26 protein-coding genes are annotated in these 26,972 nt (G+C 33.1%); 10 read left to right on the plus strand and 16 right to left on the minus strand.

The window, feature by feature from the left end:
• Positions 1-123: 123 nt before the first annotated feature.
• The 3 genes from ACWA1B_RS20795 to ACWA1B_RS20805 all read right to left on the minus strand — a co-directional run bounded on the left by ACWA1B_RS20795 (position 124) and on the right by ACWA1B_RS20805 (position 4,123).
• Positions 124-2,574 (minus strand): TonB-dependent receptor, encoded by a 2,451-nt coding sequence (locus ACWA1B_RS20795; protein WP_456910284.1) that lies wholly within the window; start codon positions 2,572-2,574, stop codon positions 124-126.
• Between the two features lie 84 nt (positions 2,575-2,658).
• A complete protein-coding gene (locus ACWA1B_RS20800) occupies positions 2,659-3,558 on the minus strand; it encodes a FecR family protein (RefSeq protein WP_456910286.1) in 900 nt (299 codons plus the stop codon).
• Between the two features lie 49 nt (positions 3,559-3,607).
• Entirely contained in the window at positions 3,608-4,123 is a 516-nt protein-coding gene (locus ACWA1B_RS20805) for an RNA polymerase sigma factor (protein WP_142450749.1), read from the minus strand.
• 201 nt (positions 4,124-4,324) lie between these two features.
• Here ACWA1B_RS20805 and ACWA1B_RS20810 point away from each other — a divergent pair, with 201 nt between their 5' ends.
• Both ACWA1B_RS20810 and ACWA1B_RS20815 read left to right on the plus strand, forming a co-directional pair.
• The gene (locus ACWA1B_RS20810) at positions 4,325-5,344 is read left to right on the plus strand and encodes a hypothetical protein (protein ID WP_456910288.1); all 1,020 of its coding nucleotides are present in this window, start codon (positions 4,325-4,327) and stop codon (positions 5,342-5,344) included.
• Between the two features lie 134 nt (positions 5,345-5,478).
• A complete protein-coding gene (locus ACWA1B_RS20815) occupies positions 5,479-6,441 on the plus strand; it encodes a YheT family hydrolase (protein ID WP_456910290.1) in 963 nt (320 codons plus the stop codon).
• A gap of 60 nt (positions 6,442-6,501) precedes the next feature.
• Here the strand turns inward: ACWA1B_RS20815 and ACWA1B_RS20820 are convergent, their stop codons facing one another.
• Together ACWA1B_RS20820 and ACWA1B_RS20825 are read right to left on the minus strand one after the other, a co-directional pair.
• Positions 6,502-6,633 carry a hypothetical protein gene (locus ACWA1B_RS20820; protein ID WP_456910292.1) on the minus strand — a complete coding sequence of 44 codons (132 nt, stop codon included), beginning with the start codon at positions 6,631-6,633 and terminating at the stop codon, positions 6,502-6,504.
• Between the two features lie 187 nt (positions 6,634-6,820).
• Entirely contained in the window at positions 6,821-7,246 is a 426-nt protein-coding gene (locus ACWA1B_RS20825; protein ID WP_456910294.1) for a response regulator, read from the minus strand.
• 162 nt (positions 7,247-7,408) lie between these two features.
• Here ACWA1B_RS20825 and ACWA1B_RS20830 point away from each other — a divergent pair, with 162 nt between their 5' ends.
• From ACWA1B_RS20830 to ACWA1B_RS20840, 3 genes are all read left to right on the plus strand, one after another.
• The gene (locus tag ACWA1B_RS20830; protein WP_456910296.1) at positions 7,409-8,029 is read left to right on the plus strand and encodes a YciE/YciF ferroxidase family protein; all 621 of its coding nucleotides are present in this window, start codon (positions 7,409-7,411) and stop codon (positions 8,027-8,029) included.
• Positions 8,030-8,133: 104 nt separating this feature from the next.
• Positions 8,134-8,568, plus strand: a complete 435-nt coding sequence (locus ACWA1B_RS20835; RefSeq protein WP_456910298.1) for a response regulator — start codon at positions 8,134-8,136, stop codon at positions 8,566-8,568.
• 287 nt (positions 8,569-8,855) lie between these two features.
• Entirely contained in the window at positions 8,856-9,305 is a 450-nt protein-coding gene (locus tag ACWA1B_RS20840; protein ID WP_456910300.1) for a response regulator, read from the plus strand.
• A gap of 5 nt (positions 9,306-9,310) precedes the next feature.
• Here ACWA1B_RS20840 and ACWA1B_RS20845 read toward each other — a convergent pair whose 3' ends face one another.
• The 8 genes from ACWA1B_RS20845 to ACWA1B_RS20880 form a co-directional block, all read right to left on the minus strand.
• Entirely contained in the window at positions 9,311-9,793 is a 483-nt protein-coding gene (locus tag ACWA1B_RS20845; protein ID WP_456910302.1) for a CinA family protein, read from the minus strand.
• A gap of 73 nt (positions 9,794-9,866) precedes the next feature.
• A complete protein-coding gene (locus ACWA1B_RS20850) occupies positions 9,867-10,313 on the minus strand; it encodes an adenylyltransferase/cytidyltransferase family protein (RefSeq protein ID WP_456910304.1) in 447 nt (148 codons plus the stop codon).
• 10 nt (positions 10,314-10,323) lie between these two features.
• Entirely contained in the window at positions 10,324-11,472 is a 1,149-nt protein-coding gene (locus tag ACWA1B_RS20855; protein WP_456910306.1) for a glycoside hydrolase family protein, read from the minus strand.
• A complete protein-coding gene (glf, locus tag ACWA1B_RS20860; protein WP_456910308.1) occupies positions 11,472-12,611 on the minus strand; it encodes a UDP-galactopyranose mutase in 1,140 nt (379 codons plus the stop codon). The genes ACWA1B_RS20855 and glf overlap by 1 nt, the downstream gene beginning before the upstream one ends.
• Positions 12,608-13,753: a glycosyltransferase gene (locus ACWA1B_RS20865; RefSeq protein ID WP_456910310.1), complete on the minus strand. Its 1,146-nt coding sequence runs from the start codon at positions 13,751-13,753 to the stop codon at positions 12,608-12,610. The genes glf and ACWA1B_RS20865 overlap by 4 nt, the downstream gene beginning before the upstream one ends.
• Positions 13,754-14,020: 267 nt before the next feature.
• Positions 14,021-14,467: a hypothetical protein gene (locus tag ACWA1B_RS20870; RefSeq protein ID WP_456910312.1), complete on the minus strand. Its 447-nt coding sequence runs from the start codon at positions 14,465-14,467 to the stop codon at positions 14,021-14,023.
• 570 nt (positions 14,468-15,037) lie between these two features.
• Positions 15,038-15,637: a YciE/YciF ferroxidase family protein gene (locus ACWA1B_RS20875; protein ID WP_456910314.1), complete on the minus strand. Its 600-nt coding sequence runs from the start codon at positions 15,635-15,637 to the stop codon at positions 15,038-15,040.
• A gap of 17 nt (positions 15,638-15,654) precedes the next feature.
• On the minus strand, positions 15,655-17,796 hold the full coding sequence (locus ACWA1B_RS20880; protein ID WP_456910316.1) for a catalase: 2,142 nt from the start codon (positions 17,794-17,796) through the stop codon (positions 15,655-15,657).
• Between the two features lie 366 nt (positions 17,797-18,162).
• Between ACWA1B_RS20880 and ACWA1B_RS20885 the strand changes: the two genes are divergently transcribed.
• Both ACWA1B_RS20885 and ACWA1B_RS20890 read left to right on the plus strand, forming a co-directional pair.
• Positions 18,163-18,330, plus strand: a complete 168-nt coding sequence (locus tag ACWA1B_RS20885) for a hypothetical protein (RefSeq protein ID WP_456910318.1) — start codon at positions 18,163-18,165, stop codon at positions 18,328-18,330.
• A gap of 14 nt (positions 18,331-18,344) precedes the next feature.
• On the plus strand, positions 18,345-19,001 hold the full coding sequence (locus ACWA1B_RS20890) for a DUF6766 family protein (RefSeq protein ID WP_456910320.1): 657 nt from the start codon (positions 18,345-18,347) through the stop codon (positions 18,999-19,001).
• A 206-nt stretch (positions 19,002-19,207) separates the two neighbouring features.
• Here the strand turns inward: ACWA1B_RS20890 and ACWA1B_RS20895 are convergent, their stop codons facing one another.
• A complete protein-coding gene (locus ACWA1B_RS20895) occupies positions 19,208-19,441 on the minus strand; it encodes a hypothetical protein (RefSeq protein ID WP_456910322.1) in 234 nt (77 codons plus the stop codon).
• A 17-nt stretch (positions 19,442-19,458) separates the two neighbouring features.
• The gene (locus ACWA1B_RS20900) at positions 19,459-19,596 is read right to left on the minus strand and encodes a hypothetical protein (RefSeq protein WP_456910324.1); all 138 of its coding nucleotides are present in this window, start codon (positions 19,594-19,596) and stop codon (positions 19,459-19,461) included.
• Positions 19,597-20,054: 458 nt separating this feature from the next.
• Between ACWA1B_RS20900 and ACWA1B_RS20905 the strand changes: the two genes are divergently transcribed.
• Together ACWA1B_RS20905 and ACWA1B_RS20910 are read left to right on the plus strand one after the other, a co-directional pair.
• A complete protein-coding gene (locus tag ACWA1B_RS20905) occupies positions 20,055-20,507 on the plus strand; it encodes a response regulator (protein ID WP_456910326.1) in 453 nt (150 codons plus the stop codon).
• A gap of 80 nt (positions 20,508-20,587) precedes the next feature.
• Positions 20,588-23,959, plus strand: a complete 3,372-nt coding sequence (locus ACWA1B_RS20910; protein WP_456910328.1) for a CheR family methyltransferase — start codon at positions 20,588-20,590, stop codon at positions 23,957-23,959.
• Positions 23,960-24,248: 289 nt separating this feature from the next.
• On the opposite strand, the gene ACWA1B_RS20915 is transcribed toward ACWA1B_RS20910, so the two are convergent.
• Complete coding sequence (locus tag ACWA1B_RS20915; RefSeq protein WP_456910330.1) at positions 24,249-25,505, minus strand: DUF3370 family protein; 1,257 nt, start codon at positions 25,503-25,505, stop codon at positions 24,249-24,251.
• 223 nt (positions 25,506-25,728) lie between these two features.
• Here ACWA1B_RS20915 and ACWA1B_RS20920 point away from each other — a divergent pair, with 223 nt between their 5' ends.
• On the plus strand, positions 25,729-26,958 hold the full coding sequence (locus ACWA1B_RS20920) for an ROK family protein (RefSeq protein WP_456910332.1): 1,230 nt from the start codon (positions 25,729-25,731) through the stop codon (positions 26,956-26,958).
• The last annotated feature ends 14 nt before the right edge of the window (positions 26,959-26,972 follow it).

The following is a 26,972-nucleotide window of genomic DNA, read 5'->3' on the forward strand; positions in this document are numbered from 1 at the left end:
TATTTTGATAAAATTCAATAGTAAAACAGTCTTGTGATAGAATACCCTACCTTAAGAATTGATATTTTGAAAAAAAAAAGTAAAAAAAGTCTAAGATTTTTTTAAAGCCTTGTAGGATTAAGATTAAAATGAAGCTCTAAAACTCACATTTGGAGTTCGTTGCAGTGAAAATGTCTCCACTTCTTCAATAGAATTTGTTAGCGAACTTATTCTATAATATTCGCTGATTTCATTTTTTCGATTAAGGATATTCAAGATGGAAACGCCCAATTTATACTGAATTCCATTAGCATCTTCCCACTTGTAAGTTGAAGAAAAATTAACCTGTGCAAAAGTGTGTAAATTGGTGTTATTAGGTTTATTGTATATCAATGTGGGATTTGAAAGATCAATTTGAGAATTGTCTGGAGAAGTTTTTGGTCGGCCCGAAGTCCATTTTGTTCCTAAAGCAATTTTGAAATTGTTTTTCTCATAAATTCCTGCCCAGCTTGCAGTATGCATTACTTCAAAGTTGTTAGGAAAAACGGGATATTCATAATTAATAAAATGATAATTATTGCGGTTGTAAGTATAACTCAGCCAGGTCAAAAAATGATTCATTTTTTTCTGAACAAGCATTTCTGTTCCCCAGATTTCATAATCTCCGGTTGTTTTTACAAATTCCAATTGATTCTGAAAACCTTGGCTCGAGGTTGTAATTCCGGTTACTTTTTTATAAAAATTTTCGATATCAAGCAGCCAGCCTTTTTTTTCATAAGATAAGTTTAAAGATAGTTGTCTACTTTTCTGAATCGGAATTGTGGAGTCGTTTGAGATAATCCATCGTCTCTTTTCAATTCCGAAATAATCTTTTTGTAAGTCAATAATTTGTTGGGAATTTTGACTTTTCATTTCGCCCAGCAATTCTAAATTCAGACTTTTATTGATTCCATAGCCAAACTCAATTCTAGGCTCGGGAATGAATTTTTTAAATTTTTCGATATAATTAACTCGGGTTCCGGCCTTAAAATAAACTCTCGAAATGGTGTCATTGTATTTTCCTTCCAAAATTAAAGCATGTGTTCTCAAAACATCTTTAACCTTGCGATAGAAATCAGGATTGGTTACATCCTCTAAATTCGTGACACCTATTTCGTTGAACTGATATCCATCATTTAAACTAAATTTTGAGGTAAGAATATGATTGTTTTCTAAGTTAACTCCGTTATTATTAACGGTATTCTCCTGAATCGCAATTTGATTTCCAAAAGTTGAGGTCTGATTGGCTAAAAGTTCGTAAGCCGAATTATAGACATTGATTTTAGTGGTATTAAAGTTATTCCAATTTCTTTTCCAAGCCAGATTTCCGCCATAATTTTGTTGACGCAATATGTTGTTTTCCGATCTGAAAATATCATATACCGTCGCACTTTGAAAAACTTCCAGATTATCTTTAATCGTAATTAAATCAAGTACGATTTGATCTTTGTTTCCTATTTTTTGAACATATTTTAGCGTCGCATCATAAAAACCGAATTTCTTGTCACTTTGATAATCAACGTTTTGATTGTTTGAAAAATCGGTGATTGTAGTATTTTGGAATACTTTATTAAAATACTCTTTATAAGTGGGTGTTTCAACAAAATCAGTAATGGATTTTCGGGCTGAAATTTCGATATAACTTTTTTTCGAAAGATTATATTTCGCATAAATATCGGCATTAATCATATTGATTCCGGCGCTAAAAGAATTTTTTTCAGTTGTTTCCGGCGTCGAAGACATTGCTACAACACTGGATACACTTTCTCCGTAAAAAGCAGAACTTCCGTTTTTATAAATTGAAATTGTATGCGCTAAATTGGGATTAAAAACCGATATTAAGCCAAAAAAATGCCCCGTTTGGTACATCCGAATTCCGTTCCATAAAAACAAATTCTGATCATGCGTACCGCCGCGCACGTTGATGCTCGATACGCTTTCGTCGATACTATTAACACCGGGAATCTGTTGCATGGTTTGTAAAGCATCGGGTTCGATAAGTCCGGGCAAAATTCCGAATTTCTTGGGTTTAATCTCAAATGATCCATCGACATTTTTAGAAATTCCCGAAGCCAGAATCGCATTGGTTTTAATTTCGTGAAGTTCTGTGATTTCAGGTTCCAAAAATAGTTGAAGACAATTTTCAGAATCGGAATTTCCAATCGAATTTTTTTTTGACACAAATCCAATATGCGTGATGAGAAATGTATTTTGATTTTCCTTTTTAAATTCAAAATAACCTTTTGAATCTGTTCTGGTTTGTGTTTTATTGGCTAAATTAATATTGGCGTTTTCTATTGGTTTCTTATCGACACTAGAAAAAACATATCCGCAAATGATTTTAGGTTCGTCACTTTTTTTGTAGATATTAATGAATTGGTTTCCAATATTTTCAAAAGACAAATTGGTTTTTTTAGAAAGATATTCTAGTTTTTGCGCTAGCGAAAGTGTTTTTTTTGGAGGAATTAATTCAAGACCAGCAATGTTGTCTTCAGTATAATTGAAACTAACCTGATGCTGCTTTTCAATTTCAGATATTATTTTTTTAAAAGGCATGACTTGCCCTTGACCCTGAGCAAAAAGATTGAGGGTCAGAAAAAGAAGGAAAAACAAAAAATGAAATTGTTTGGGGAGCAACATTTATTTTTCGTCAAAAATTATTTTATTTTCTGAGACTTTTTTGGCCTCTAAATGATAAGTTGTACTAATAATATGCAAAGCTACATTTAAGTCTTTGGCAGGTAATTTTCCTGTAAATAAAGAGGTTGTATCTTTAGAATTTAATTCGACTGTAATGTTGTATTGTCTTTCAACTTCATCCAGCAAACTTCGGATATCTTCTTTATAAAAACTTATTTGATTATCCATCCATTCAGGTTTCGATACATTTACAATTGTGTTCGTTTGGTTTTTATTTTCGAAACTAACGCTTTGTCCGTGGGTCAATACAATTTGGGTGTTTGCATAGTTTACTTTTACGCGTCCCTCATAACATACGACATCAAATCTGTTTTTTCTGGCTTTAACATTGAATTGAGTTCCGAGAACAGTTACTTTTCCTAAATTAGTTTGTACTTCAAATCGGCGTCCCTTTGCAACTCTAAAATAAGCTTCTCCTTTAAGGTCAAGAGTTCTGTGGCTATCCCAGTTTAATTTTTTATAATTTATTTCAGAGCCTGAATTCAGTACTACTTCCGAGTTATCCGGTAATGAAAAAGTAGTTCGCTCGCCAAAACCTGCTGTTTGTGTTTGAGGTGTCAAAAAATTAAATGCAAGCGTAACGCCAAGTGCCAAAACAAATATAGCCGCCGCTCGAAAAGCCCATTTTTTGTACAACGGAATCACTTTTGGAGCCGCTTTTTTCTGTTTAAGAATATTATACAACATAGCGTTTTCATCCAAATCATCCATTGCTAAATGATCTGTATACTGTTTAATTTTCTGGTATTTTTCAAAATCGGGACTTGCTTCAAATGCAGCTAATTCGTCCTGTGACAAATCATTGTTGAGCCATTTTGCTAATAAGCGATTTTTTTTCATTTTCTTGTATTGTATAATTAAAACAATTGGAACTAAATTTACCCTACTTTTATAAATCAATTTCTTTACGCAAACTTAATAACGCCAGATGAATTCGTTTTTCGACAGCCTTTACACTAATGTTTAATTCAAGCGCGATTTCACTGTATTTTTTTCCATCAATTCGATGCATCAAAAAAGCAACACGTTGTTTTTCGTTTAAGTTTTCAATTGCTTTCAGAAGTTTTGACTGAAATTGTTTTTCTTCCAAAATATATTCTGGATTTTCATTGGTTTTATCTAAACCAGTGAAGTTTTTTTCATATTTCAAAACCACTTTCTGATGCGCAATTTCATTGAGACTGCTATTATTTGCAATAGTATAAATGTATGATTTTGCTTTTTCGAGCGGTACAGAAGCACAGTTTTGCCAAAGCTTTACAAACGCTTCCTGCGCTACATCTTCTGCCTGATTTAGATTGCCAAATTTGTAAAAAAGAAAATTTCTAAGCGCTTTAATGTGGCTTTTAAAAAAAGACGAAAAAATAATTTCGTCGCAAGTATTTGACTCGTTTTTAGTTGGCATTTAAATTTTCGATTTGATACCGTACAAAAGTATTTGTTTTTGGTTTAAGTAGGGTAAAAGTAAAGCTGATTGTTTTATAGAGACATAAAATGTTATTTTCGTTTAATGGATACACTTTTTAAAAGAAAAATTAAAAGCTTTACTGCCGAATTTATTGAAAAACAGTTTTTTAAATTTTATTACCTTTGTAAAAATATAAGTATGTTTCCGCTAAAAAAATATTTATCTCTAGTTGTTTTTTTGTTCTTATTGTCTTGCCAAAGTGAAATGGATGAACAGGGTAATAATACGCAGGGAACAATAACAAATTCTTCGCCTCTGACTTCCTATCTGCAAAGAGTTGCAATGGTGCAAACCGTTCAGGATAATGTAATTGACGGATCGACTTACTGCACTATAAAACCTCCCTACACGGTTACTGTAAATAACGCACAAATTGCTATAAACAGCGCTGCAGATTATCAAAAAGTGATCGATAATATTAACGCTAGCAATGCTGATTCAGACATTGTAAAAATAAATTTCCCGGTTACGATGGTGTATTATAATTACATCGAAAAAAATATTCCGAATGAGGCCGATTTTAATTCCTTAATCGATTATTGGAACCAATATCCGGATCTTTTATCAAAAATAAATGGATTAAATATTAATTATCCCATAACAATTAATATTTATAACAGCGCGAATCAAGCTGCAAGTTCGGTGTCGATAATAAGCGATCAGGCGTTTTTTAATTTTATTAAAAATCTGAACGCCAGCCAGTATATTTCATTAAAATATCCAATTTCTATAGTGGATTATAATAATCAGACAAAATCGCTTTCAAATAATTCAGATTTCGAAAATGCCATAAAATATGCTATTGATTATTGTCCTGAAAATAATATTGTAACACTTGATTTTGTTGGCGCTATAACAAAAGGTTCATGGGGAATTCCGTATTATTTCAGTGATTCGGAGAAAACTTCTTCTTATAGCGGTTATTCGTTTGTTTTCAAAAGTGACAAGTCAGTAGTTGCGACAAAAGGCTCAACTTCAGAAACAGGTCAGTGGGATAGCAGTGTTCAAAATAATGTTAGAGAATTAAAACTAACTTTTAGCTCCGATTTATTAAGTAAATTAAACAACAATTGGAAATTGTTTGAGTTTAACAATTCTCAAGTGCGATTGCGAGATGTCAGCAATACAACTAATTATCTGTATTTTGAGAAAAAATAAAACGTCATCTCTGTTTTATTCGGTTTAGATATCCAATTTTTTTTTTGAGTTCATGAAATAAAAAAGACAGTATTAATTTACATATTGATTGATTTCTTAAATTTGTAAGAACCAACATAAAAACTTTTTTAATCATGCCAATAATTGAACAATCAGAATATGATTCTCCCGCTATTATTCATCGCAACAGGCATGTTTCTACTATTTATGCCGCTTTGTTTAAAAAATTTGAAGTTCCTGGCTATACCAGAGAAAAACTTGAACTAAATGACGGTGATTTTATAAATATCGATTTTATTATAAATGATTCAAAAAAGGCCGTTATTTTATGTCATGGTTTAGAAGGTGATTCCAGAAGAACTTACAATAATAGCTGTGCATCTTATTTTGAAGAAAAAGGTTTTTCAGTTTTTGCATGGAATAATCGCACTTGCGGAGGCGAAATGAATCGTTTGCCGAGGCTTTATCATCACGGCGCTGTTGACGATCTTGATGAGGTAGTGCAGTTTGTTTTGAGAAAAGGATTCCAAGAGGTTTATATGATTGGCTATTCGATGGGAGGTGTTCAGCTGCTGAATTATTTCGGATGGACAAAAATCGATCAACGTATAAAGGGCGCAGTTTCGATTTCTGTACCAACGCATATTGCAACAAGCGCTGAGGTACTTAAACAAGGTTTTAATAGAGTTTACTTAAAGAATTTTACAATTGATATCAAAAAAAAGCTGAAATATAAAGCAGCGCAGTTTCCTGATTTTATAAACAGCGATCAGATTGATAAAATCTCTTCTTTTGATGAAGTTGATCAATATTTTACAGCACCTTTGCATGGTTTTAAAAGCAAAGATGATTATTATCAACGCGTATCTCCTGAATTTTCTCTTCAAAATATTACAACTCCGGTTTTAATACTTAATTCGCTTGATGATCCTTTTTTAGGCGAAAGATGTTATCCAAGAGCTATTGCAAAGAACAGTCGATATGTTTATCTGGAAACTCCAAAATATGGAGGACATTGTGCTTTTCCGCTTCGTGATTCAATGTATTCTTATGCTGAGAAAAGAGCTTATGAATTTTTTCAATCGTTGCAAGATTAAAGAGTCAATTAAAACATAGATCATTACTTTTTAACGACAAATCCTCTGTAGTAAAAAAGTTTAAGCTGTTCTGTTTTTGGTTTCAAAAATATATTTCGTTTGAGCGGGAGTAATTCTGCTGCTTTCAATTTGATTTGACTTATAAATCAAATCAATGTGCGTATGATGATAGATAGTGCCTTTCTGTTTCATATTCTTTTGTTCTTTCAGACTGTTCAATAAAATATTCCTAAAAACTTTTTATTTCTTTTTTACCGAATTACAGCATCTTCGGGAATATTCCGGAAGGAAGCTTCAATTAAAATATAGTAGCATACACTTTTAATTTGTTTGAACATACTTTCATAATCAATATTGATTAATCTACAAAAGAAATGAATTATTTTACGTAATTAGGAGAAACACATTTTGACCAATATTCCACTATGACGCGGATTGTATCTTTAATCTCGTCGTATTTTACAGGTTTTACAAAGAATCCCTGAATCGACTTCGAGTAGGCGTCAACGACGTGTGATTGTTCAGCACTTGTAGAAAAAAATAAATATGGAATTGATTTAATTCTCAAATCTTCGTTTTCGTGAACTTTATGTCTTAATTCCATACCGCTAAGGCGCGGCATGTTTATATCGGAGAAAATGATGAAAGGCTCTACATCAGTCTTCTCAAGATATTCTAAAGCTTTTTCGCCATCAGAAAAAAATATAATCTCATTCTTATAAGCTAAGGACAAGAATACATCATTAAAAAGTTCCTGATCATCCATATCATCTTCTATAATTATTATAGGGCCGCCTTTATTCATTTTTTTTTTATTTTTTTATAAAGATATCCAATTATTATGCTAAAAACGATAAAGGTGTAGATTATTAATAGATGTTTGAATGCTGTAATAAACTAAACCTATTGTGTAAGACATGCTGGAAACGGCTTTGTACATTTGGATATAATCTTAAAAACAAACATTATGGCAACTACAGTAAAAAATATAAAGGCTGCAAAGACGAAAGATGTGTCTTCTAAAAGTGATACTAAAACTGTATCAAAAAATTCTAATGGAACCGTTAAAGCTAAGTCAACGGCAGCAGAAGGATTGAGAGAATTGTTTGTAGATTCTCTAAAAGATATTTATTGGGCTGAAAAAGCACTAACAAAAGCACTGCCTAAGATGGCTAAAAACGCCACATCGGAAAATCTGATTGCAGCTATTAATAATCATCTTGCTGTTACAGAAGAGCAGGTTAAAAGACTGGAACAGGTTTTTTCATTAGTGGGAGAAAAAGCAACTGCAAAAAAATGCGAAGCTATGGAAGGTCTTATAAAAGAAGGGGAGAGCATTATGGAGGAAACAGAAGTTGGACCTGTGCGTGATGCTGGAATTATAGCTGCATCGCAAAAAATTGAGCATTATGAAATTGCAACTTACGGCACGTTGGCCGCCTTTGCCACAACATTAGGAGAAGATGATGCCGTACTGCTGCTGGAGAAAACTTTGGCCGAAGAAAAAGAAGCTGATACACTACTAACAGAAGCTGCTTATAATACCATCAATTTTGATGCTGATAGTGAAAGTCAGGATAAAGAATAAATTAGTAAAACAAATCCATTTCAGAATTGAGAAAAAACCTTTACTTTCTTTAGTACAGGTTTTTTTTTAGATTTCATTTTCAGCATAAAATTTACACGTAGAAAATGACCACGATCAAGGAGATGGTTTATATGAACTATAAAATTATAATCGCCATGTTATACAAAAACATATTACTGATTGATGATGATAATGATGATGCCGATGTCTTTATCGAGGCAATTCATTCTTTAGATGAAAATATCCGGTGTCTGTCTGAAACAAACCCTATCAAAGCATTAGAAAATTTAAAAAGTAGTGAAGAACTGCCGGATCTTATATTTCTTGATTATCATATGCCGGTATTAAATGGCAGTGAATTTCTTGAGAAAATGCTCCAGGTGCAACAACTTAGTGAAATCCCTGTTATACTATATTCTACCTACTCAGTGGAAGCTGCAGAACAATTGGGCATAAATGAGCATACTGAAAGATATATTACAAAGCCTAATAGTTTTGTTGAATTAAAGGCGGTTTTAAAACATATTCTGAAATTATAGAAATGGATAATGTGTTCAACAGACCAGTAACAAATTTAATTTGCTTGAGAAATGTATTTCTAGTCTTGCCTTTATCTAATCAAATAGTAAAAAGCAGATGAATAATCGTCTCATTTAAACACAAAAAGTAATAGATATCTTAATTATAAAAATTATCTTTAAATATTATTAACCGTTTTTACGGATATAATTCGATCATTTATCGATTTACAGGAGCTTATATTTTTATATAAACATTTTGCAGATTTTTAAATTCTTGTCTTATGTTTTGTATAAAAGATTTGCATATGAGCTTAGAAAAACAAAATTCCCAACGATATATTTATTTGGCAGATGATGATGAGGACGACCGTGTGTTGTTTCTTGATGCGCTGCGTGAAGTTGATCCTTCTGTCATTTTAACACAGGCAGAAGATGGCCTTCAGCTAATGGAAATCCTGAGCACCATTAAAGATCCGCTTCCTGAAATTCTTTTCCTGGATATAAACATGCCGGGAAAAAGTGGATTTGAATGTTTGGAAGAAATCAGAAAACAGGAGGGAAGAATAAAAGGAATTAATATTATTATACTTTCAACCAGTAATGATCCCCACGATATTGAGAAGGCAATAGAGCTTGGTGCGACTTTTTATGCGGTGAAACCTAACCGATTTGATGTTCTAAAATCTTTTGTCAAAGAGGTTTTGCAGATTGATTGGAAGATGAGCGAAAAAAGTGAAAAATTTAGGTTAATCTAATTAAATTATAAACTTAAAATACTCTCAATTATAAGCTTTGCAGTCTCATCAATGGCCTGCAATATAATTTCTTCAGGCGAGCCTTTAAAAACTTTTCTGTGATTAATTTTTTTTGCTGGTGTTATAATGCAAATGAAAATCGTTCCCACAGGTTTGTCTTTTGTTTCACTTCCTCCGGCAGTACTAAGACCGGTAACCGCAACCACGATTTTTGAGTTAAACATTTTTAAGGCGCCTTCTGCAAGCTTTTGAGTAACCTCAGAAGATTCTGGGGTACATTTTTGAATTAAGGAATGAGGTACATTTAAAATCTGTTCTTTAACAAATACTTCATAACAGGTTATTCCTCCACGAAGTATTTTTCCTGATTGTTCAGTCATAGAAAATTCAGCGCTCATCCTGCCAGCGGTAACACTTTCGGCAAAGGCGATATTCCAATCTTTTGCGGCTAATACTTTAGCGCATTTAATTACAAGTTCTGATGGCATAACATACTATTTAAATGTTAGAAAGTATTTTATTAGGCATTTTTCAAGTGTTCATCATGACCTTTTAAAAATGTTAATCATTAACAATTTTTAGACTTTCAGATTGGTATACCTCTTTTCGGAGTCCGCTGCTTGAAAAACGGTGGTTTCTTTTATTGTATACCAATTCAATATCCATTTTTTCGCAATATTCTCTTCCTGTGAAGTTTACTTCTTTATATTCATCACCTAGAATTCGGACATCTATTGGAATCGCCTGAAGAATATCTTCAAGATCCTGTTCTGTCGTATAAGGAATAATCTCATCAACAAATCGGCATGCTTTAAGTTGGATATATCGTTCTACAACTGATTGTGTAGGCTTGTTTTTCTCTGGTCTGTCTATAGTAGGATCTGTCTGAAGACCCACAATAAGATAATCACAGTGCAGTTTAGCTTCTTCAAGCATTCTTACGTGTCCTGCATGTAGCAGATCAAAGGAACTGAATGTAATTCCTGTTTTTGTTCTCGTTAGTTCCATTACAAAATATTTAATTTTTAAAAAAGTTGATGACAAAATCTAAAATTTTGCCGTTGTTTTTAAAGTTTGCTTGTGCTTTCTTAATAGCTTTTATGTATTCAAAATGAGGAATTCTGTTTCCAGCCGAATCTAGATCCCAAATCCCGCAGTTGGAATAACTTGCCAGATCATCCCAATCAGGCCTGTCTGTAATGGGATAAATACAAATTCCGTTTAAATCAACACCTCTTTCTTTTGCAATTCGGCATTCGGCAGTGACTTCCTCTATCCATTGTACCCTTCCAGAGCCAAAATGACCAGTCTCTGATATAAAAATGGGCTTTTGATATCTTTCATATGCAAGCTGCAATAAATCGGAGAGAGGTGTTCTTAGTTTAAATTTTTCCGGCCATTCAAGAGTAGTTTTATCAGTTTTCCATTGGCAGTTCCAGTAGTAATTAAAACCTAAAACATCTAAAAACTCCTCAGAACCGCCAAGTTCAGGACACATTCTGCCCGCGATAATATCCATTGCCTGAAACTGGTGTTCATTTAAATTATGAATATGTTGTGGATCTTCTGCCTCATTTCCATGAATTTTAACCAATGGTTCTACCAAAATGATGACACACTTTGGATCTGCTTGTTTTAGAGCTTTAATTCCAATAATTGCAGCTTTACAAAGATGATATTTTATATCCCAACCGCTGTTGACTGCAAAAGGGACTGTGCCCCTCGCATCACCTGAATGCCACGATAGAAAACTAATTTCATTTATGGGGACTACATGCAATTCCTGTCTAGAATTCTCAAGATAAAATGCAGCAAAAGCATGACACAATTGTTCAAAACGCTTGCAAAAAAGAGGATGAGTCGGCGATAAATCATCCGGATATCCAAAATGAACTAAATCCCAAATCTGTTGGATCCCGTACTTTTCTGCTGCTCTGATGCGAATTAAGACATCATAGAAATTATAAAATCCGGAATTTGTATCTACCGAGCTCCAACAAATACCTTCGCGGACTGTTTTTATTCCCATAGCTGCTAATGCTTCGTAATCTTCATAACAACGAATGTCGTGCTGAGTTTCTTTTAATAGATTGATCCTCTCGCCAGATCTGTTGATATGATCTGCGCATTCAAAACCTCCCATAAAAAAAGAATTGAAAATTTCCATTATATGGCAGTTTTATAAAGAGGTTCATTCTTTTTTTCGAGTGTATCAAAGAGATCCAGAGCATTTTTAAACGCTTGGTCCATATTGAAATATTTATAATTTGCCAGCCTTCCCACAAAATACACATCAATAAGTTTATCGGCTTCTGCTTTATAACGAGCATAAATTTCCTGATTTCTCGGATTCGGAACCGGATAATACGGTTCTCCTTCGTCTACTGTAAATTCTTTTACAACAGTTGTTTGCTCTGAAATTTGATTTCCAAAGTGCTTGTATTCGATGATTCGAGTAAAATCAACTTCGGTTCCAGGATAATTTACAACCGAATTTTCCTGATAGAATTCGGCATCGACCGTTTCACTTACAAAATTAATTGAACGGTATTCAAGCTTTTCCAACAAACTGTGTTTGAATTCAAAGAAACGATCCACAGGTCCGGTATAAAAGAGTTTTTCATAATTTGTATATTGATCTTTTACATCAAAATAATCTGTATCAAGAAGCACATCGATATTAGGATTATCCAATATATTTTTGAATAATTGCGTGTAACCACCTTTTGGTAAAGCCTGATGTATATCTGAAAAATAACGGTCATCATAATTGTAGCGAACCGGAATACGTTCTAAAACAGAAGCATCTAATTCAGCTGGATATTTATCCCATTGCTTCTTGGTGTAATGTTTGAACATTTTCTCATACAAAACACCGCCAACTCTGTTTAAGACTGCTTCTTCGCCATTTTTAGGGGTTTCAATTGGTGTACGATTATCTTCCAGCCAGTTTTTCATCTCTTCTTCAGAAATGATATTGGTAGAAAATAATTCGTTTACCGTTGTAATATTCACAGGAATTGGAACCGTTTTGTCATCAACCCTCGCAATGACTTTATGTTCCCATGGATACCATTCAGAAAACTGATTTACATATTTCCATACCGACTCTTCATTGGTATGAAAAAGATGTGCTCCATATTTCGAGACTAGAATATTATTTTGGTCAATATAATCGTAACAATTTCCTGCAATATGATTTCGCTTTTCTATAATGAGCACTTTTTTTCCAATTGAAGCATATCTTTCCGCTAATACCGATCCGGAAATTCCCGCACCGATTATTAAAATGTCTACCTGTTTCATTTGGCAAATTCTTTTATAATTTCCTGCATTTTATCCGCAGTATTGTCCCAAGAGGTGTTTTTTAAAATCTCTGCATATTTCAATGGAATTAATGCACTGGCTCTTTTGTCAAATAATAGCGTAATGGCATCACAAAAATCATTAGCAGTTTCGACAAGACTTACGCAATGGCTGTAATCCCTAACTACATCGGTGATTTTTGTTGAGATGATAGGTTTTCCAGCAGCCATATACTCCAAAGTTTTTGTTGGACTAATATATTTAGTAGCGTCATTGATTGCAAATGGCATCATTGCAACATCAAAACCTTTTAGATAATTAGGGAGTTCGTTATAAGATCTCATTCCGAGGTAATAAATATTTTCCTCTTTAGGAAGGTCGGCTTCATCAATTTTGGCCAATGGACCAATCATCACAAAAGACACTTTCGGTAATTTTAGGGCAGTTTCTCGCAAAAGTAGTAAATCGATTCTTTCGTCAATTACACCAAAATAGCCCACAATAGGAGATTCTAAATTTGCAATATCTGCAGGAATTTCGATTCCGTTTAATGATTGGGCAAAGTGAGGTTCATCAACAGAACTTGGAAAACAATAAACATTAGAATGGGTTTGTTTTTTTGCTTCATATAAGGATTTTCCTCCAGTAAAAACGATGTCGGCATTGGCTATCAAATATTTTTCCTGATTGATCAGATGCTCTGGAGCTCCCTTAAATAAAGTAAGTTCGTCCATACAATCATACACAATGGTTTCAAACTTAAATAAATCCAAAAGAGGAGTAAAAGAAGCAGAATAAAACCAGCCAATTGAAATGTTTTTGCCCGAAATATAATGAGGCAATATCGCTGCGATTGATGCTATGTCTTTTACTTTAGGTTGTAAAATATGTAGGTTATCACTAATTATTTGAAGATTTGCGGTATTTTCCTGTTCTATATCGTAATCAATTGGTTCCTCTATTAGCAGCACTTTCATATTTTTAGACATTCTGCTGATTAAGTGCTGTGGACGTTGGTAAACAAATTGCCATCTTAAATGACAAAATACTACCATATCATAATTTTGAGGCGGTTCGTTGTTATTGGCAGAAACAGTAGTTTCTGCGGATCTTATTTTAGACCCGTGTAAATTTGTCTGCATGGCGTTAAGTATTTATAAGTGATTATTGAGTATAGGTAACTTACTTTTTTGTAAAGTTTTACGGATTCAAATGTAACTCCTTAATCCAGTAATCTACTTATACAATTACGCAACGATGTTATACAATTAAAAGTTTTGTTTGTTGATAATCAGGAGTATGATAGATTATGTGTCTGGGAAACCTTTGTGAAATTGGAGAGGAAGTTCTGTTTTTTATGCTATCTAATTTTAAAATTTCTTTCATGTGATTTCAAAAAAAATAAAAGCCTACAGAAACATTACATAAAAAACAAATGCAACTACAGAAAATAGTATATGCGCAATAAAAAGCTGCAAATAATATCCTTTAAAATTGATATTAGGTTTTTGGGGAATAATTTCAAATAAGATGACCCAACTGATTATTCCAATAATGCCACTAATCACTCCTAAAAAAATACTGACAGACCAGGATATTTCCAAAAATTGATTGAACCATAATATATGGTAACCGATAACAAAAAACAGACCTATTAAATAATGTAAAACCCACCCTACATTAATTTTAAGATTCGGAGACATTTTGAAGTGCATAGCAGATAGAATATAGGTTAACAATACCGGTTCCTTATAAATTTCTCTTGCGCTTGCCGAAACAGCATAACTGAATAAAGTCATTACAGAAGTTGCAGCAATAGAGGATGTTAAAACCTGAAATATGATAGATAAAGACATGGCAAAAATTTAAATTAGTATTCAACGTGTATTATGGTGAAATCACTTTTGAAGCATCGCTAATTTTTGTTTGTAAAGTGTTTCTTAACCCGTTCAAAATTATCTAATGTAAATTCTAAAAGATTACAGCTATAAATTATTAGTTTACATCATTGCCAGTTGGTCCTAATGTGAACAATAAAATATTTAGTAGAATGTTAAGTGTTTTAATAATAGTTACTTAGGTTTGTATTGATTTAAAATAACAAATTATTAAAGTAGCAGTTATTCATGCATCCGGATCTGTTAAATATGATAGGGTTGACGCCCCAAAATTAAAAGCTAAAGATGATATTATTACGTACCGACTACCAATGTCTGAGATCGCACATGTTTACGACATTTTCAAAAAATGCGAAAACGAATGTGTAAAAGTGGTCTGGATCCTTGGAACTAATATTTTTTATGCTGATTTAGATGGAATTAAAAATTAAGAATCTGCTAAAACATTATCATAAATTTTATAGTGTATTTTAAACAAAAAAAAAATCTGCAACATGTTGCAATTTTTTTTAATCTAAAATCTAAAATCTACTCCGCTGCTACAGTATTTACGCTATTTAAAGCAACGTCGTTAAGAACACAGTCTGCTTCTTTTTCTTCTGCAAGGGTTTGTGTTAATAATTTTGCGGCGTCATTTTCTCCAAGAGTTTTGGCAAAAGCCACTAAGGTTCCGTAGGTTGCAATTTCATAATGTTCGATTTTTTGAGATGCCGCTATGATACCGGCGTCCCTCACAGAACCGGGAGTGGTTTCTAAAAGAATTGTATCACCCTCTTTTAAAAGTCCTGCCATGGCTTCGCATTTTTTTCCTTCCGCTTTTTCTCCCAAAAGATCAAAAACTTGTTCTAATCTCGATACCTGAAGCTGCGTTATGTCCAAATGTTCTAAGATTGCGCTGGCGAGACCTGGCGAGGTCGCATTGGCCGCCATTTTTGGCAATGCTCCAACAAGTGCGTTTTCAGCCCAGTAAATATCTTTCAAACTGTCAACAAACAGTTCTTTTAGATCTGTTGCCGCATCTGATGATGGTTCAACAATATTCGCTTTAGCGTTATTTTTTGCAGCTTTAGTTTCCGTTGCTTTTCCTTGTGAGGTATTGATTTGACCTTCTTTTTCTGAATTTTTCATGTTTGTATGTTTTTAAATTAAATGTATAGGTTTGGTTCACGTTCCCAGAAACGATGCTTCGTCATGGCAGTAATAAATTCCTGAGCAAATGTTTCAGAACCGACTTCGCTGGATATAATAATACCACCATTTTCACTGGTTATTTTTGAAGCAAAATTTGTGGCACTAAGCAATTCACTAGCTTCTCCGTCTGCCCCAATAACTTTGCAGTGTTTATAAGCATCGTTGAGATATTCAAGTGCATCGTCATTTTTAGCTAGTACATTAAGTCCCAATCCGTGAGGTACATAAACGGCATCGAATAAAACAGAAGATGCAGTAAGGAAACTAAAATCAGCTTTTAATGCTCCGTCAGAATCGGTAAGTACATCTCCTAAATTAGGTGCAATAACATAGCCTTTAGCGCCTTGTTTTTTCAGCGCATTTTTAATATTGGTAACCGCTGCTTCTGAGACACCATCAGAGCAAAGTATGGCTACTTTTCTTGACTCAATAGTTGGTGTATTGGTCGGATTATTTATCATACTTAATGCTTCAGAAGAAGAAACAGATTGTTCTACGGTTTTTGGCTCCTGATCGCCGCCTTCATTTTCTGGCGAAACACCCTTATTTACAGGATATTCGAGAGTTGATGGAACGGTAGCTCCAAGTCCAATTGCAACTTTTTCAGCAAGTTCCGTATCAACTTGAGATAATAATCCCAGCATTCTAACGCGAATTGCGGTTGTCTCCACCTTTCCAAGTTCAAAACGAAGTGCTTTTACGATATGGCTTTTTTCTTCTGGCGTCTGGCTGTTGAAGAATAATTTGGCTTGCCCGAAGTGATCAGAGAAACTTTCGCTTCTTGCTCTCACTTTGTGGGCATCTACGCGTTCTTCAAAGCTAGAAAAACCACCTTCAGCAATTTTTGCCTGATAAGGACAGCCGCCGCCAAGTGAATTTGGGTGATAGCTCACACGGCCTTTGTTAATTTCCTGACGCATATGTCCGTCACGCTGATTATTGTGAACAGGAGCAACGCTTCGGTTAATCGGAATTTCATGAAAATTAGGACTTCCTAGTCTTGATAATTGTGTGTCGGTATAAGAAAATAAACGTCCTTGTAAAAGCGGATCATTTGAAAAATCAATTCCGGGAACAACATGTCCGGGGTGAAAAGCAATCTGCTCCGTTTCAGCAAAGAAATTATCAGGGTTTTTGTTCAAAACCATTCGGCCTACGATAGTTACCGGAACCAATTCTTCTGGTACTAATTTAGTTGGATCCAGTAAATCAAATTCGTATTTTTCTTCGTCTTCAGCGGGTATGATTTGTACTCCAAGTTCCCATTCTGGAAAATTCCCCATTTCAATAGCCTGCCATAAATCTTCTCGGTGAAAGTCAGGATTTTTACCTGAAATTTTTTGAGCTTCGTCCCAAGCAACAGCGTGCGTTCCTAATTTAGGTTTCCAGTGGAATTTCACGAAAGTAGAATCGCCGGCTTCATTAATTAATCGGAAAGTATGAACCCCAAAACCTTCCATCATTCGATAGCTTCTTGGAATTGCACGATCTGACATAACCCACATGATCATGTGCATAGATTCTGGCATTAAGGAAATAAAGTCCCAAAACGTATCATGTGCAGATGCGGCTTGCGGTATTTCGTTATGTGGTTCTGGTTTTACGGCATGAACTAAATCAGGAAATTTTGATGCATCTTGAATAAAGAATACGGGAATATTATTTCCTACTAAATCGTAGATTCCTTCCTGAGTATAAAATTTCACCGAGAATCCGCGAACATCACGTGCCAAATCAGTAGATCCGCGAGATCCTGCGACAGTAGAAAATCGGGTAAAAACGGGTGTTTTAAGCCCGGCTTCCTGTAGAAAACCAGCTTTTGTTAATTCCGGTATCGGGTTGGTTACTTCAAAAAAACCATGAGCTCCCGAACCTCTTGCATGAACAATTCGTTCAGGGATTCTTTCGTGGTCAAAGTGAGTAATTTTTTCTCTTAAGATAAAATCCTCTAATAAGGAAGGACCTCTTTCTCCTGCCTTTAAAGAATTGTTATCATCATTAATTCTGACACCCTGATCTGTAGTTAAGAATTTATTGGTGCCGTCAGATTTGTTGATAGACAGATCTCTCTGCTTTTCATCCTGCAAATTTTCCATATTGTTAGAGTTATTAGTTATAAAGTACCTGAAATAGAAGTTCACATAAGTTCATCACTTTATAAATGCAGATGAATTCTTAATGCAATTCTCAGGTTTATCCAAAAGTACTCTTACCATTATTGTTGTGGTTATAAAATTGCAACCCGCGAATTACACAATTTCCAGTATGGTTAATTAGTTGAAGAACAATTTGATATAATTTTAAAAAGAAGTAATAATATAATAAAGTTGTACAATGATGTAAATTAATTAGAGAGTTGGCGAACTACTTTTACATGTGGCAGTCGCCTTAATAATTATCACAGCATTTCAAGGAAATGTTATTTGACAAATAAATTTAGTATGTAATATAAAATAGTAGTTATGTTTAAGAAAGGCCAGATGGTACAGCAGGAATTTGGTAATCAGGTTATGAAAATTATTGATTTTGAACCCGATTTAATAGAAAATGTCATCACCCAGTGGGAAGATGAAGAAGGTACATTAGTCACCGGAAAATTTATGGAATCTCAGCTTTTGCCAGCAGAGTAATTAAAACAATAAAGATGAAAAATTTTATACGCAACAACGGATTATCGATTAGCTTTTTCGTATTATTTATTGGTGCTTTTGCGGGCCAGATTTTTTTTGGTTTCAAAGAATACAACAAAGATCTTATTGAAAATGGTGCGATGACAGTCGACCTATTAACTTACTTTTCATCCGGACACTTTGTAGAATCTACTTTTGAAAATTGGGAAAGTGAGTTTTTGCAAATGGCGCTTTTGGTATTATTGACTATTTTTCTTCAGCAAAAAGGTTCTTCAGAATCTAAAGATTTTAATAAAGAGGAAGAGGTCGACCGGGAACCATCAGCAAAACGTAAACATGCACCTTGGCCTGTTAAAAAAGGCGGATTGATTTTAGAAATTTACAAACATTCTCTCACAATTGCATTGTTTGCATTATTTGTATTTTCCTTCGTTTTGCATTTTTACGGAAGTTTAAAAGACGAAAACGAACAGCTTTTCTTTAAAAATATGCCTTTAAAAACTGCTTCTCAATATATATTCGATTCACGATTTTGGTTTGAATCTTTTCAAAATTGGCAGAGTGAATTTCTTTCTGTTTTCGCTATTATTGTCCTTTCTATTTATTTGCGACAGATAGGTTCATCTCAGTCCAAACCCGTAGATGCACCGCATACTGAAACAGGTGAATAAATAATTGCTAAAAGATTTAAAAAGTAGTATTGTCCAACGAAAGAAGTTGATAATACAAATGCCTGTAGAAAATATTTTCTACAGGCATTTGTATTTTGTTTCAAGAAAATTTTTCTTGCATTTTTTATTGTTATTCTCCTCGCATAATTCAGTTATCACCAATTAAAATAAAAAAACCGTCTGATTTTAGACGGTTTATATTCTTTTTAAAGGCTTTTATTGATATCACTTTCTGTGAAATCGTTGTCAGATTCTGATTCAGAATCATCATCTTCATCATCGATACTATCAAGATCATTTTCCTCTTCTAAATCTTCTTCTTCCTGATCATTTGCATCGAAATCATCTTTCTTTACATAATCATCTTGATCCGTAAAGCCGTGGTTATTATCTTGTCCGTAATTTTTATGAGCGGAATTTTCTTTTTCATCTAAAATCATAATATAATTTTTTGGGATTATTTTTTACTTTTCGTTGCTTCTTTTTTTGTATCCGCAGTTTTATCAGTGCTTTTTGATACAGTTTCTTTTTTATCAGTTTTTTTATCTGATGCCTTAGCACTCTCAGTGCTTTTTTTTGTGTTTGAAGTATTCATAATGTTATATTTTTAAGATTAATTATAATAGTAAAGATAGCGCTGTAATAGGCTATTAACTTATATAAGTATCTTTAGTAATTGTATAATTCACAGTATGTTAATACTTTTTTGAACTTTGAGGTTTTTTAAGTAATACCTTTTTCAAAAAAAGCGTATTTTTTATTTAAGAACCCGCGTGAAATTGCAGAAGATAAATTCATTTTTTAGCAACTTATAAAAATAACTGCTAAATTCTTTACATATACAATTACTGTTTTTATAAAACATAGTAAAAAGACTACTATTTTAATGAGTCTGAAAGATTTTTTTTTTAAATAAAAACTAGATTTATCAGCAATACAGTTCTTTTCTAGAAAAATTAAACTATTTGATTATTAATACTATAAAGTAAATTCTTTGATTACTCTCTAACCTCTTATTTAATCGTACATTTGGATTAAACGCTAAACAAACTAATGATAAACAGAAAGGATTTAAAGATTTTACTTACTGATGATGATGCTGATGACAGGGAATTTTTTGCAGATGCAATAAAGGATATTCATTTTAATTCTCCGATTGAATTTTGTAGAAACGGGCAGGAACTTTTAAATCGTCTTTATGATAAAAATCTAGATATTCCGGATATTATTTTTTTAGATTTAAATATGCCTGTAATGTCGGGATTTGAAAGCTTAAAACAAATTCGTGATGATGCTAAATTTAAGGATATTCCCGTCATAGCAATTTATTCAACTTCGGCAACGGATGAGGGTATAAAGAATACTTTTGGATTAGGCGCCAATGCCTATATTGTAAAACCAACTGATTTCAACGATTTAAAGAAATTACTTAAAAAAGTGATTGAAATGGATTGGAAAGAAAGGTTCGGACATCTAGAAATAGCCTCTTTTATTATTTCAGTTTAAACTTTATAAATGTTCCAACAATTTAATTTGGGATTGATTTATAGTTGTGTTGCTCAAATTAAAAATTAATACTAGAAATCATGGATGCCAAGACAAATAATTTACCAATGGCAACTCGTCAAGATTTTCCTATTGTAGGTATTGGAGCTTCAGCTGGGGGACTTGATGCTTTTACCAAATTTATTGATGCAATCCCAGATAATTCTGAAATGGCTTATGTTTTTGTACAGCATTTGCATCCTATGCATGACAGTATGCTTACTGAACTTCTTTCGCGTGTGGCAAAAATTCCAATCAATGAAATTACAGATGAAATTCATCTCGCTCCAAATCATATGTATGTTATTCCTGAGAACAAAATGCTTACCTCTTTTGATGGAGTTCTCAAGCTTAGCCCTCGTTTAAAAGATACTAAAAATCAGGCAATAGATATTTTTTTTAATTCATTAGCTGACGTCCACCTGGATTTAGCATATGGCGTACTGCTTTCAGGAAGTGGATCTGACGGAACAATAGGATTAAAAGCCATAAAAAAACATGGAGGGACTACTTTTGCCCAGGATACAGATGCTTCTTATAATGAAATGCCTCAAAACGCCATTAATGCCGGAGTGGTTGATTTTGTAATGAATCCAGTAAAAATAGTGGAGAAATTGATAAAAATTTCAAAATCAAAATATTTAATTAGTCAAGAGCTTGACACAAATACAAATGACGAAGTAGTATTCCAGGAAATTATTAAAATTCTGCATGAGCAAAGTGGCGTTGATTTTACATATTACAAGCAAACAACTATACGCCGTCGCATTGCAAGAAGAATGGCATTAAGCAAAATTGTTAACCTTAGGGATTATCTTAAAGTTTTACGAGGTGATAAAGTAGCATCCGAAGATTTGTTTAATGATATGCTTATACCTGTAACTGAATTTTTCAGAGATGGTAAAATGTTTCAAATAGTAAAAGAAAAAGTTTTCCCAATAATAACTAGCAGAGTGCCGGACGGAAATACAATACGGATTTGGATAGCAGGCTGTTCTACTGGCGAAGAGGCTTACTCATTAGCCATTGCGCTTCATGAATTTTTAGGTGAAAATCTTCACGGAAAAGAAATTCAGATTTTTGCTTCAGATATTTCTGAAGTGGCTATTGCCAAAGCTCGAATTGGGTTTTACAAGAAATCCCAAATGAGAAATGTTTCTGAAAATACTCTTTCTAAATATTTTACCTCCAATACAAATGGTTACACCATCAAAAGGCAAATTAGGGATTTATGTATTTTCGCCGTTCATAATTTTTTGAATAATCCTCCTTTTGCTAAAATGGATATAATCACCTGTAGAAATGTCTTTATTTATATGGACTCTTTTTTGCAAAAAAAATCACTCGCAACTTTTCATTACGCATTAAAAGAAAATGGGTTTTTAATTTTGGGAAAATCTGAAACGGCTGTTCCTGCTGCTGAATTTTTTCAGTCATTTGATAAAGCTGGCAAAATTTATATTCGTAAACAAGTTTCTGGCCGATTTATAAATTCTGGTTTAGAAGCCAATGGACGGTTAAAAAGTTTTAAATCTAATATTCAACGAAAAGAAATTATCAAAGAAGATTTTAGAAAGAGTGCAGAGTCAGTATTGCTTTCCAAATATACTCCGGCCAGTGTTATCGTAAATGAACAAATGGATATTGTCCATATTAATGGATCAATAGCCGAATTTATTGAGCTTTCTTCTGGCAAACCTACTTTCAATTTATTGAAAATGGCCAAAGAAGGATTAGCATTTGAGCTTCGTAATGCTTGGCATAAAGTCAAAGAAACAGATTCAACTATCAAAAAAGAAGGAATTCAGATTAAAAGTAAAGGTGCTGCAGAAGAAATTACCATTGAATTACAGCGATTAGAGGACACCTCTGAACCTTATTTTTTAGTCTTGTTTTATAAAAGCAGTATTAATAAAGATAATTTGCTCTTAAACAAAATTCCTTCTGAAGAATTACAAGACAATATCTACTTAAAGAGGATAAAGCAGCTTGAAAAAGAATTGGCTAAAATACATGATGATATTAACGTTATCAGTGAGGAGCAAGAGGCTTCCAACGAAGAATTACAGAGTGCTAATGAAGAATTATTAAGCGGAAGCGAAGAGTTGCAAAGTTTGAATGAAGAACTGGAAACTTCTAAAGAAGAATTACAATCGAGTAATGAGGAGCTTTTACAAATCAACCAGGAACTTTTAAATAAACAACAAGAGGTAAACATTTCTAAAAATTATACAGAAGCTATAGTAGAAACTCTTAGGGAGCCAATCGTAATATTAGATAGTAATTTAAGAATAAAAGACACTAACAGGGCTTTCTCTAAAAAATACAATATTGCAAAGGATGAAGCTGCTGGCAAGTTGATTTATGAAATTAAAAACTATCTTTTTGATAATACTCCTATGCGCTCCATGCTTGAGAAAGTACTTCCTGAGAAAATACAATTAGATGATTATCAGATAACGGTCAATCTTTTTCCTTACAGAGAGAGCATAATGCTGCTTAATGCGAGAAAAGTAACTAATGAAACTAGTAAAGAACAATTGATATTGCTGGCTATTGAAGATATAACCGAACGCAGAATTACAGAAAAAAGATTACAGGAACTTTCGGATGGTTTTGAAGCCAAAGTTCAGGAACGTACTGCCGACTTACTAAATTCTAATACAGAACTTGAAAGTTCAGTCAAAAAATTACATGTGGCCAATGTCCAGTTACAGGAATATGCTTATGTGGCCAGCCATGACTTGCAGGAGCCGCTGCGCAAAATATTAATGTTTATTAGCAGACTTCTAGGAATGGATGAAAAAATTTCTGACGAGGCGCTAATCTTACTGGAAAAAATCAGTAAATCATCTACAAGAATGAATACACTTATTAAGGATTTATTGGCGTATTCCTATCTTAACGATCCGGAGAAACAATTTGTGAAAACAGATTTAAATGTAATAGTTGAAAATATTCTTTTTGATTTTGAGTTGTTTATAGAAGAAAGTCAGGTTGAAATAAAACTCGGAAGATTACCAATTATTACAGCTGTTGCATTACAAATGAATCAGCTTTTTTACAATCTTATTAGTAATGCACTTAAGTTTTGCAAAAATGACGATTCAATTTGTAAAATAGAAATCAGTTCTCGCAAACTTACTTTAGCTCAGATTAAAAAGTATCCCACTTTAAATTCAACTAAAGGTTATTACAAAATTGTTATTAAAGACAACGGTATAGGTTTTGATAAACAGTATGAAAATAAAATTTTCACTATTTTCCAGAGACTGCACAATAACGAAGAGTATAGTGGTACCGGTATTGGCCTCGCAATAGGAAAAAAAATTGTAGAAAATCATAAAGGGATTATTTACTCGAAAGCTGAAGAAAATATTGGCGCTGAATTTCATATCATATTGCCGGTATAAAATTTATTTTGTTTTCTAAAAACATAGTGCCCAATAGTTTTAATTATTATCACAGTCATCCCTTTCAAAGTATGTCTTTTTTTTTATTTTTAAGCAATCTTAGCTTTTTTTGGAAAAATTGAAGGCAATTATAGCCCAATGTATTTAATGGAGAGTATTTTTTAATTTATTAGAAATTTACAACTCAATTATAAAATTAGTTTCACCGAAAAATAAAAACTCTAAAAACAGTAGGAATCTGTTTTTAGAGTTTTTTGCATTAAAATTTAAACGAAATTTTGTAAAATTATTAATTAGACTGTTCTAATATTAATTGTTGTCCCGTAGTAATGAGTCCAGGAACATAAAAACTAATAGTAGCATTGAAATTAGAATTTGCAGGAATATTCCATGTTGATAGGGTCTGCTTAGGTTGTGTTGGAGTAGTATAAATGTTTTTTAGAGTTCCGTTTAAATAAATCGGTCCGTTGTAAGTAAATGATGGAGAATTTGTTGTCGATGTAAAATTTGATGCAAATGATAGCGACACCGTTTTTGCACTGCTATTAGGGTTAGTAAGCTGTAAAGTAATAGAGTATTTATGGCCGTAATTTCCATAAGTATTTTGCGACGCTCCATTTAAATTATATAAAAAAGGTGCATTTTGATTTTGAAGATAAATTCCATTTGTTGCAAATTTTGAACTTGTATTTAAGCACAACCCCATATAAGCCGGACCAGATGGTAAAGTAATGGGTGTTGATCCAGTCCAACCTGAAGCGCTATATATTCCGGCTTCTCTGCCGTATGCATTTGTGCTTTCAGTGTAAATATCTCCTAAAGCTGGTGTTTTAGTTGCATTTACAGCATCTGCAAGTAATCCGCTAGAAGTTACAACGGTGTAAACATAAACGCCTTGAGAAGCAGTTATTTCATAAGAACCATCGACCATATTGCCGTTTAATAATTGTGTTTTATAGACTTCGTAAACTTTAAATGAATTTATTGAAACATTATTAAAAGTAGTTCTTGGTGTATTAAGAAGTCTGTCTTTTGAAACAAAATAGCTTTGTCCTGTTCCGCTGCCATTTAATGGTTTTTCATTGTTCGTATAAATAGATCCTTTTCCACTTACAGTGACTGTGGTGCTTTGCGGATTTGATATTAATACATGCAAATATTTTGTAGTATTAGATTTATTGATGTGAAACAAATAGATTCCAAATGTACCTGATAAAGGATTAGAAGAACCGCCTCTTGTTGAATCTGTTCTGGCATTTTGCATCAGCCAGCCATCTCCTTTTATTACTTCAGGATTATTGCTTTTCCAAATAGGAATTCCTGATAAATCTCCTTCAAGATGTTTTAAATTGTTAACTGGGACAATCGATGTAGAAAGATTTCCCGAAGTCCAGTCAGATGATGTAAGAGCTAAATTTTGAACAAGCATTTTGGCCGTGCCTTTATTGGTTGCTGCACTTTTAGTTTCTACTGAGACGTCTTCGTTTGAACAAGAGAAAAGCATTGCAGAAAATAAGCCTGCTAATAAGATTTTTTTTGTTTGCATAGTTAATAAAGTGGTTTTAAGTTAGTAAATTGGTTATTAATTGGTTATTAATTGGTTATTAATTGGTTAAAAATAATAAAAAATTTATTATCAAGTCTTTTCATATTAATTTTTTTTAATAATTAAAGCATTTTGTAAATCTTTTTTTATTAAATGCTAAAATGTAGAAAACTATTTAAAAAATTAGATTAAGTTTGTGTATAGGTTTATTAAAAGAAAAAAGATGAATTTAAAAGATTTATTAGGTAATAGTAAAGACAATACTCTTTCAGGACAAAAATGGCATATGTTAAGACAATCTATCGTTAAGCATTTGCTTTCTGCAGGTAACGCAACAATTGCCGAAATTAGTTCAGAATTACAATCTAGTGTTCCTACTATTACAAAAGCTGTTAATGAATTGCTATTAGAAGGAAATGTTGTTGATATGGGAAAAATCAGCAATAGCGGAGGCAGACGACCATCGCTCTACAGTATTAATCCTACTTGTGCTTTCTTTTTAGGAGTTGAGGTAAGCCGAACTAATATGTCTATTGGTCTGCAAAATATCAAAAATGAATTTATCAGTATAGACCTTAGAATTCCTTTTGCTTTAAAAAACTCTCAGGAATCTCTTTTGGAATTCTGTAATTTAATCAATAATTATATTGAAGAAAGTTCAGTTGAAAAACAATTAATTGTAGGGATCTGTATTAATTTTTCAGGGCGTATTAACTCAATGGAAGGTTTTAGTTACAACTATTTCTTTAGTGAAAACAGACCTTTAACGGAGATTATTTCGGAACAATTGAATCTTCCTGTTCATTTAGAAAATGACTCCCGAGCGATGGCTTTTGGGGAATATTGCGAAGGGGTTGTAGACGATGAGCAAAACATTATATTTTTAAATTACAGTTGGGGTGTTGCTATAGGAATGATTACAGATGGTAAGTTGTACTACGGTAAGTCTGGTTATTCGGGTGAGTTTGGTCACAGTACGATTTTTGATAATGAAATTATGTGTCAGTGCGGCAAATTAGGCTGCTTAGAAACCGAGATTTCTGGCTGGTCATTGGTGAATCAGTTTAAAGCGGCTTTAGAACAAGGGAAACAATCTAAAGTTGTTCTTAATGAAAATGCTGATTTACAGCATTTGGACATTATTGCAGGCGCAGTAAACCTTGAAGATGGTTTGTGCGTGGAATTGGTGACAAAACAAAGTGAAAAAATGGGGCGTTACTTATCTATCTTGCTTAATATCTTTAATCCTGATTTATTAGTAATTGGCGGTGATTTTTCTCAGTTAGGAGAATATGCGCTTTTGCCAATTCAATCTGCATTAAAAAAACATTCCCTAGGTTTAGTTAATAGAGATATGAAGCTAAAAAAATCCACTTTAGGGCATCGTGTCGGTGTTATTGGGGCATGTTGTATTGTTAAGGAAAAAATGCTTTCTCCGCTATTTAAGCAATAATATAATTCTCTCTT

It is taken from the genome of Flavobacterium xizangense, from assembly GCF_054075145.1.

What these genes read in the sequence shown, in the direction of transcription:
- ACWA1B_RS20795 (WP_456910284.1), bottom strand. Translation starts at nt 2,574, where the DNA reads ATGCCTTTTAAAAAAATAATATCTGAAATTGAAAAGCAGCATCAGGTT.
- ACWA1B_RS20800 (WP_456910286.1), bottom strand. Translation starts at nt 3,558, where the DNA reads ATGAAAAAAAATCGCTTATTAGCAAAATGGCTCAACAATGATTTGTCA.
- ACWA1B_RS20805 (WP_142450749.1), bottom strand. Translation starts at nt 4,123, where the DNA reads ATGCCAACTAAAAACGAGTCAAATACTTGCGACGAAATTATTTTTTCG.
- ACWA1B_RS20810 (WP_456910288.1), top strand. Translation starts at nt 4,325, where the DNA reads ATGTTTCCGCTAAAAAAATATTTATCTCTAGTTGTTTTTTTGTTCTTA.
- ACWA1B_RS20815 (WP_456910290.1), top strand. Translation starts at nt 5,479, where the DNA reads ATGCCAATAATTGAACAATCAGAATATGATTCTCCCGCTATTATTCAT.
- ACWA1B_RS20820 (WP_456910292.1), bottom strand. Translation starts at nt 6,633, where the DNA reads ATGAAACAGAAAGGCACTATCTATCATCATACGCACATTGATTTGATT.
- ACWA1B_RS20825 (WP_456910294.1), bottom strand. Translation starts at nt 7,246, where the DNA reads ATGAATAAAGGCGGCCCTATAATAATTATAGAAGATGATATGGATGAT.
- ACWA1B_RS20830 (WP_456910296.1), top strand. Translation starts at nt 7,409, where the DNA reads ATGGCAACTACAGTAAAAAATATAAAGGCTGCAAAGACGAAAGATGTG.
- ACWA1B_RS20835 (WP_456910298.1), top strand. Translation starts at nt 8,134, where the DNA reads ATGACCACGATCAAGGAGATGGTTTATATGAACTATAAAATTATAATC.
- ACWA1B_RS20840 (WP_456910300.1), top strand. Translation starts at nt 8,856, where the DNA reads ATGAGCTTAGAAAAACAAAATTCCCAACGATATATTTATTTGGCAGAT.
- ACWA1B_RS20845 (WP_456910302.1), bottom strand. Translation starts at nt 9,793, where the DNA reads ATGCCATCAGAACTTGTAATTAAATGCGCTAAAGTATTAGCCGCAAAA.
- ACWA1B_RS20850 (WP_456910304.1), bottom strand. Translation starts at nt 10,313, where the DNA reads ATGGAACTAACGAGAACAAAAACAGGAATTACATTCAGTTCCTTTGAT.
- ACWA1B_RS20855 (WP_456910306.1), bottom strand. Translation starts at nt 11,472, where the DNA reads ATGGAAATTTTCAATTCTTTTTTTATGGGAGGTTTTGAATGCGCAGAT.
- glf (WP_456910308.1), bottom strand. Translation starts at nt 12,611, where the DNA reads ATGAAACAGGTAGACATTTTAATAATCGGTGCGGGAATTTCCGGATCG.
- ACWA1B_RS20865 (WP_456910310.1), bottom strand. Translation starts at nt 13,753, where the DNA reads ATGCAGACAAATTTACACGGGTCTAAAATAAGATCCGCAGAAACTACT.
- ACWA1B_RS20870 (WP_456910312.1), bottom strand. Translation starts at nt 14,467, where the DNA reads ATGTCTTTATCTATCATATTTCAGGTTTTAACATCCTCTATTGCTGCA.
- ACWA1B_RS20875 (WP_456910314.1), bottom strand. Translation starts at nt 15,637, where the DNA reads ATGAAAAATTCAGAAAAAGAAGGTCAAATCAATACCTCACAAGGAAAA.
- ACWA1B_RS20880 (WP_456910316.1), bottom strand. Translation starts at nt 17,796, where the DNA reads ATGGAAAATTTGCAGGATGAAAAGCAGAGAGATCTGTCTATCAACAAA.
- ACWA1B_RS20885 (WP_456910318.1), top strand. Translation starts at nt 18,163, where the DNA reads ATGTTTAAGAAAGGCCAGATGGTACAGCAGGAATTTGGTAATCAGGTT.
- ACWA1B_RS20890 (WP_456910320.1), top strand. Translation starts at nt 18,345, where the DNA reads ATGAAAAATTTTATACGCAACAACGGATTATCGATTAGCTTTTTCGTA.
- ACWA1B_RS20895 (WP_456910322.1), bottom strand. Translation starts at nt 19,441, where the DNA reads ATGATTTTAGATGAAAAAGAAAATTCCGCTCATAAAAATTACGGACAA.
- ACWA1B_RS20900 (WP_456910324.1), bottom strand. Translation starts at nt 19,596, where the DNA reads ATGAATACTTCAAACACAAAAAAAAGCACTGAGAGTGCTAAGGCATCA.
- ACWA1B_RS20905 (WP_456910326.1), top strand. Translation starts at nt 20,055, where the DNA reads ATGATAAACAGAAAGGATTTAAAGATTTTACTTACTGATGATGATGCT.
- ACWA1B_RS20910 (WP_456910328.1), top strand. Translation starts at nt 20,588, where the DNA reads ATGGATGCCAAGACAAATAATTTACCAATGGCAACTCGTCAAGATTTT.
- ACWA1B_RS20915 (WP_456910330.1), bottom strand. Translation starts at nt 25,505, where the DNA reads ATGCAAACAAAAAAAATCTTATTAGCAGGCTTATTTTCTGCAATGCTT.
- ACWA1B_RS20920 (WP_456910332.1), top strand. Translation starts at nt 25,729, where the DNA reads ATGAATTTAAAAGATTTATTAGGTAATAGTAAAGACAATACTCTTTCA.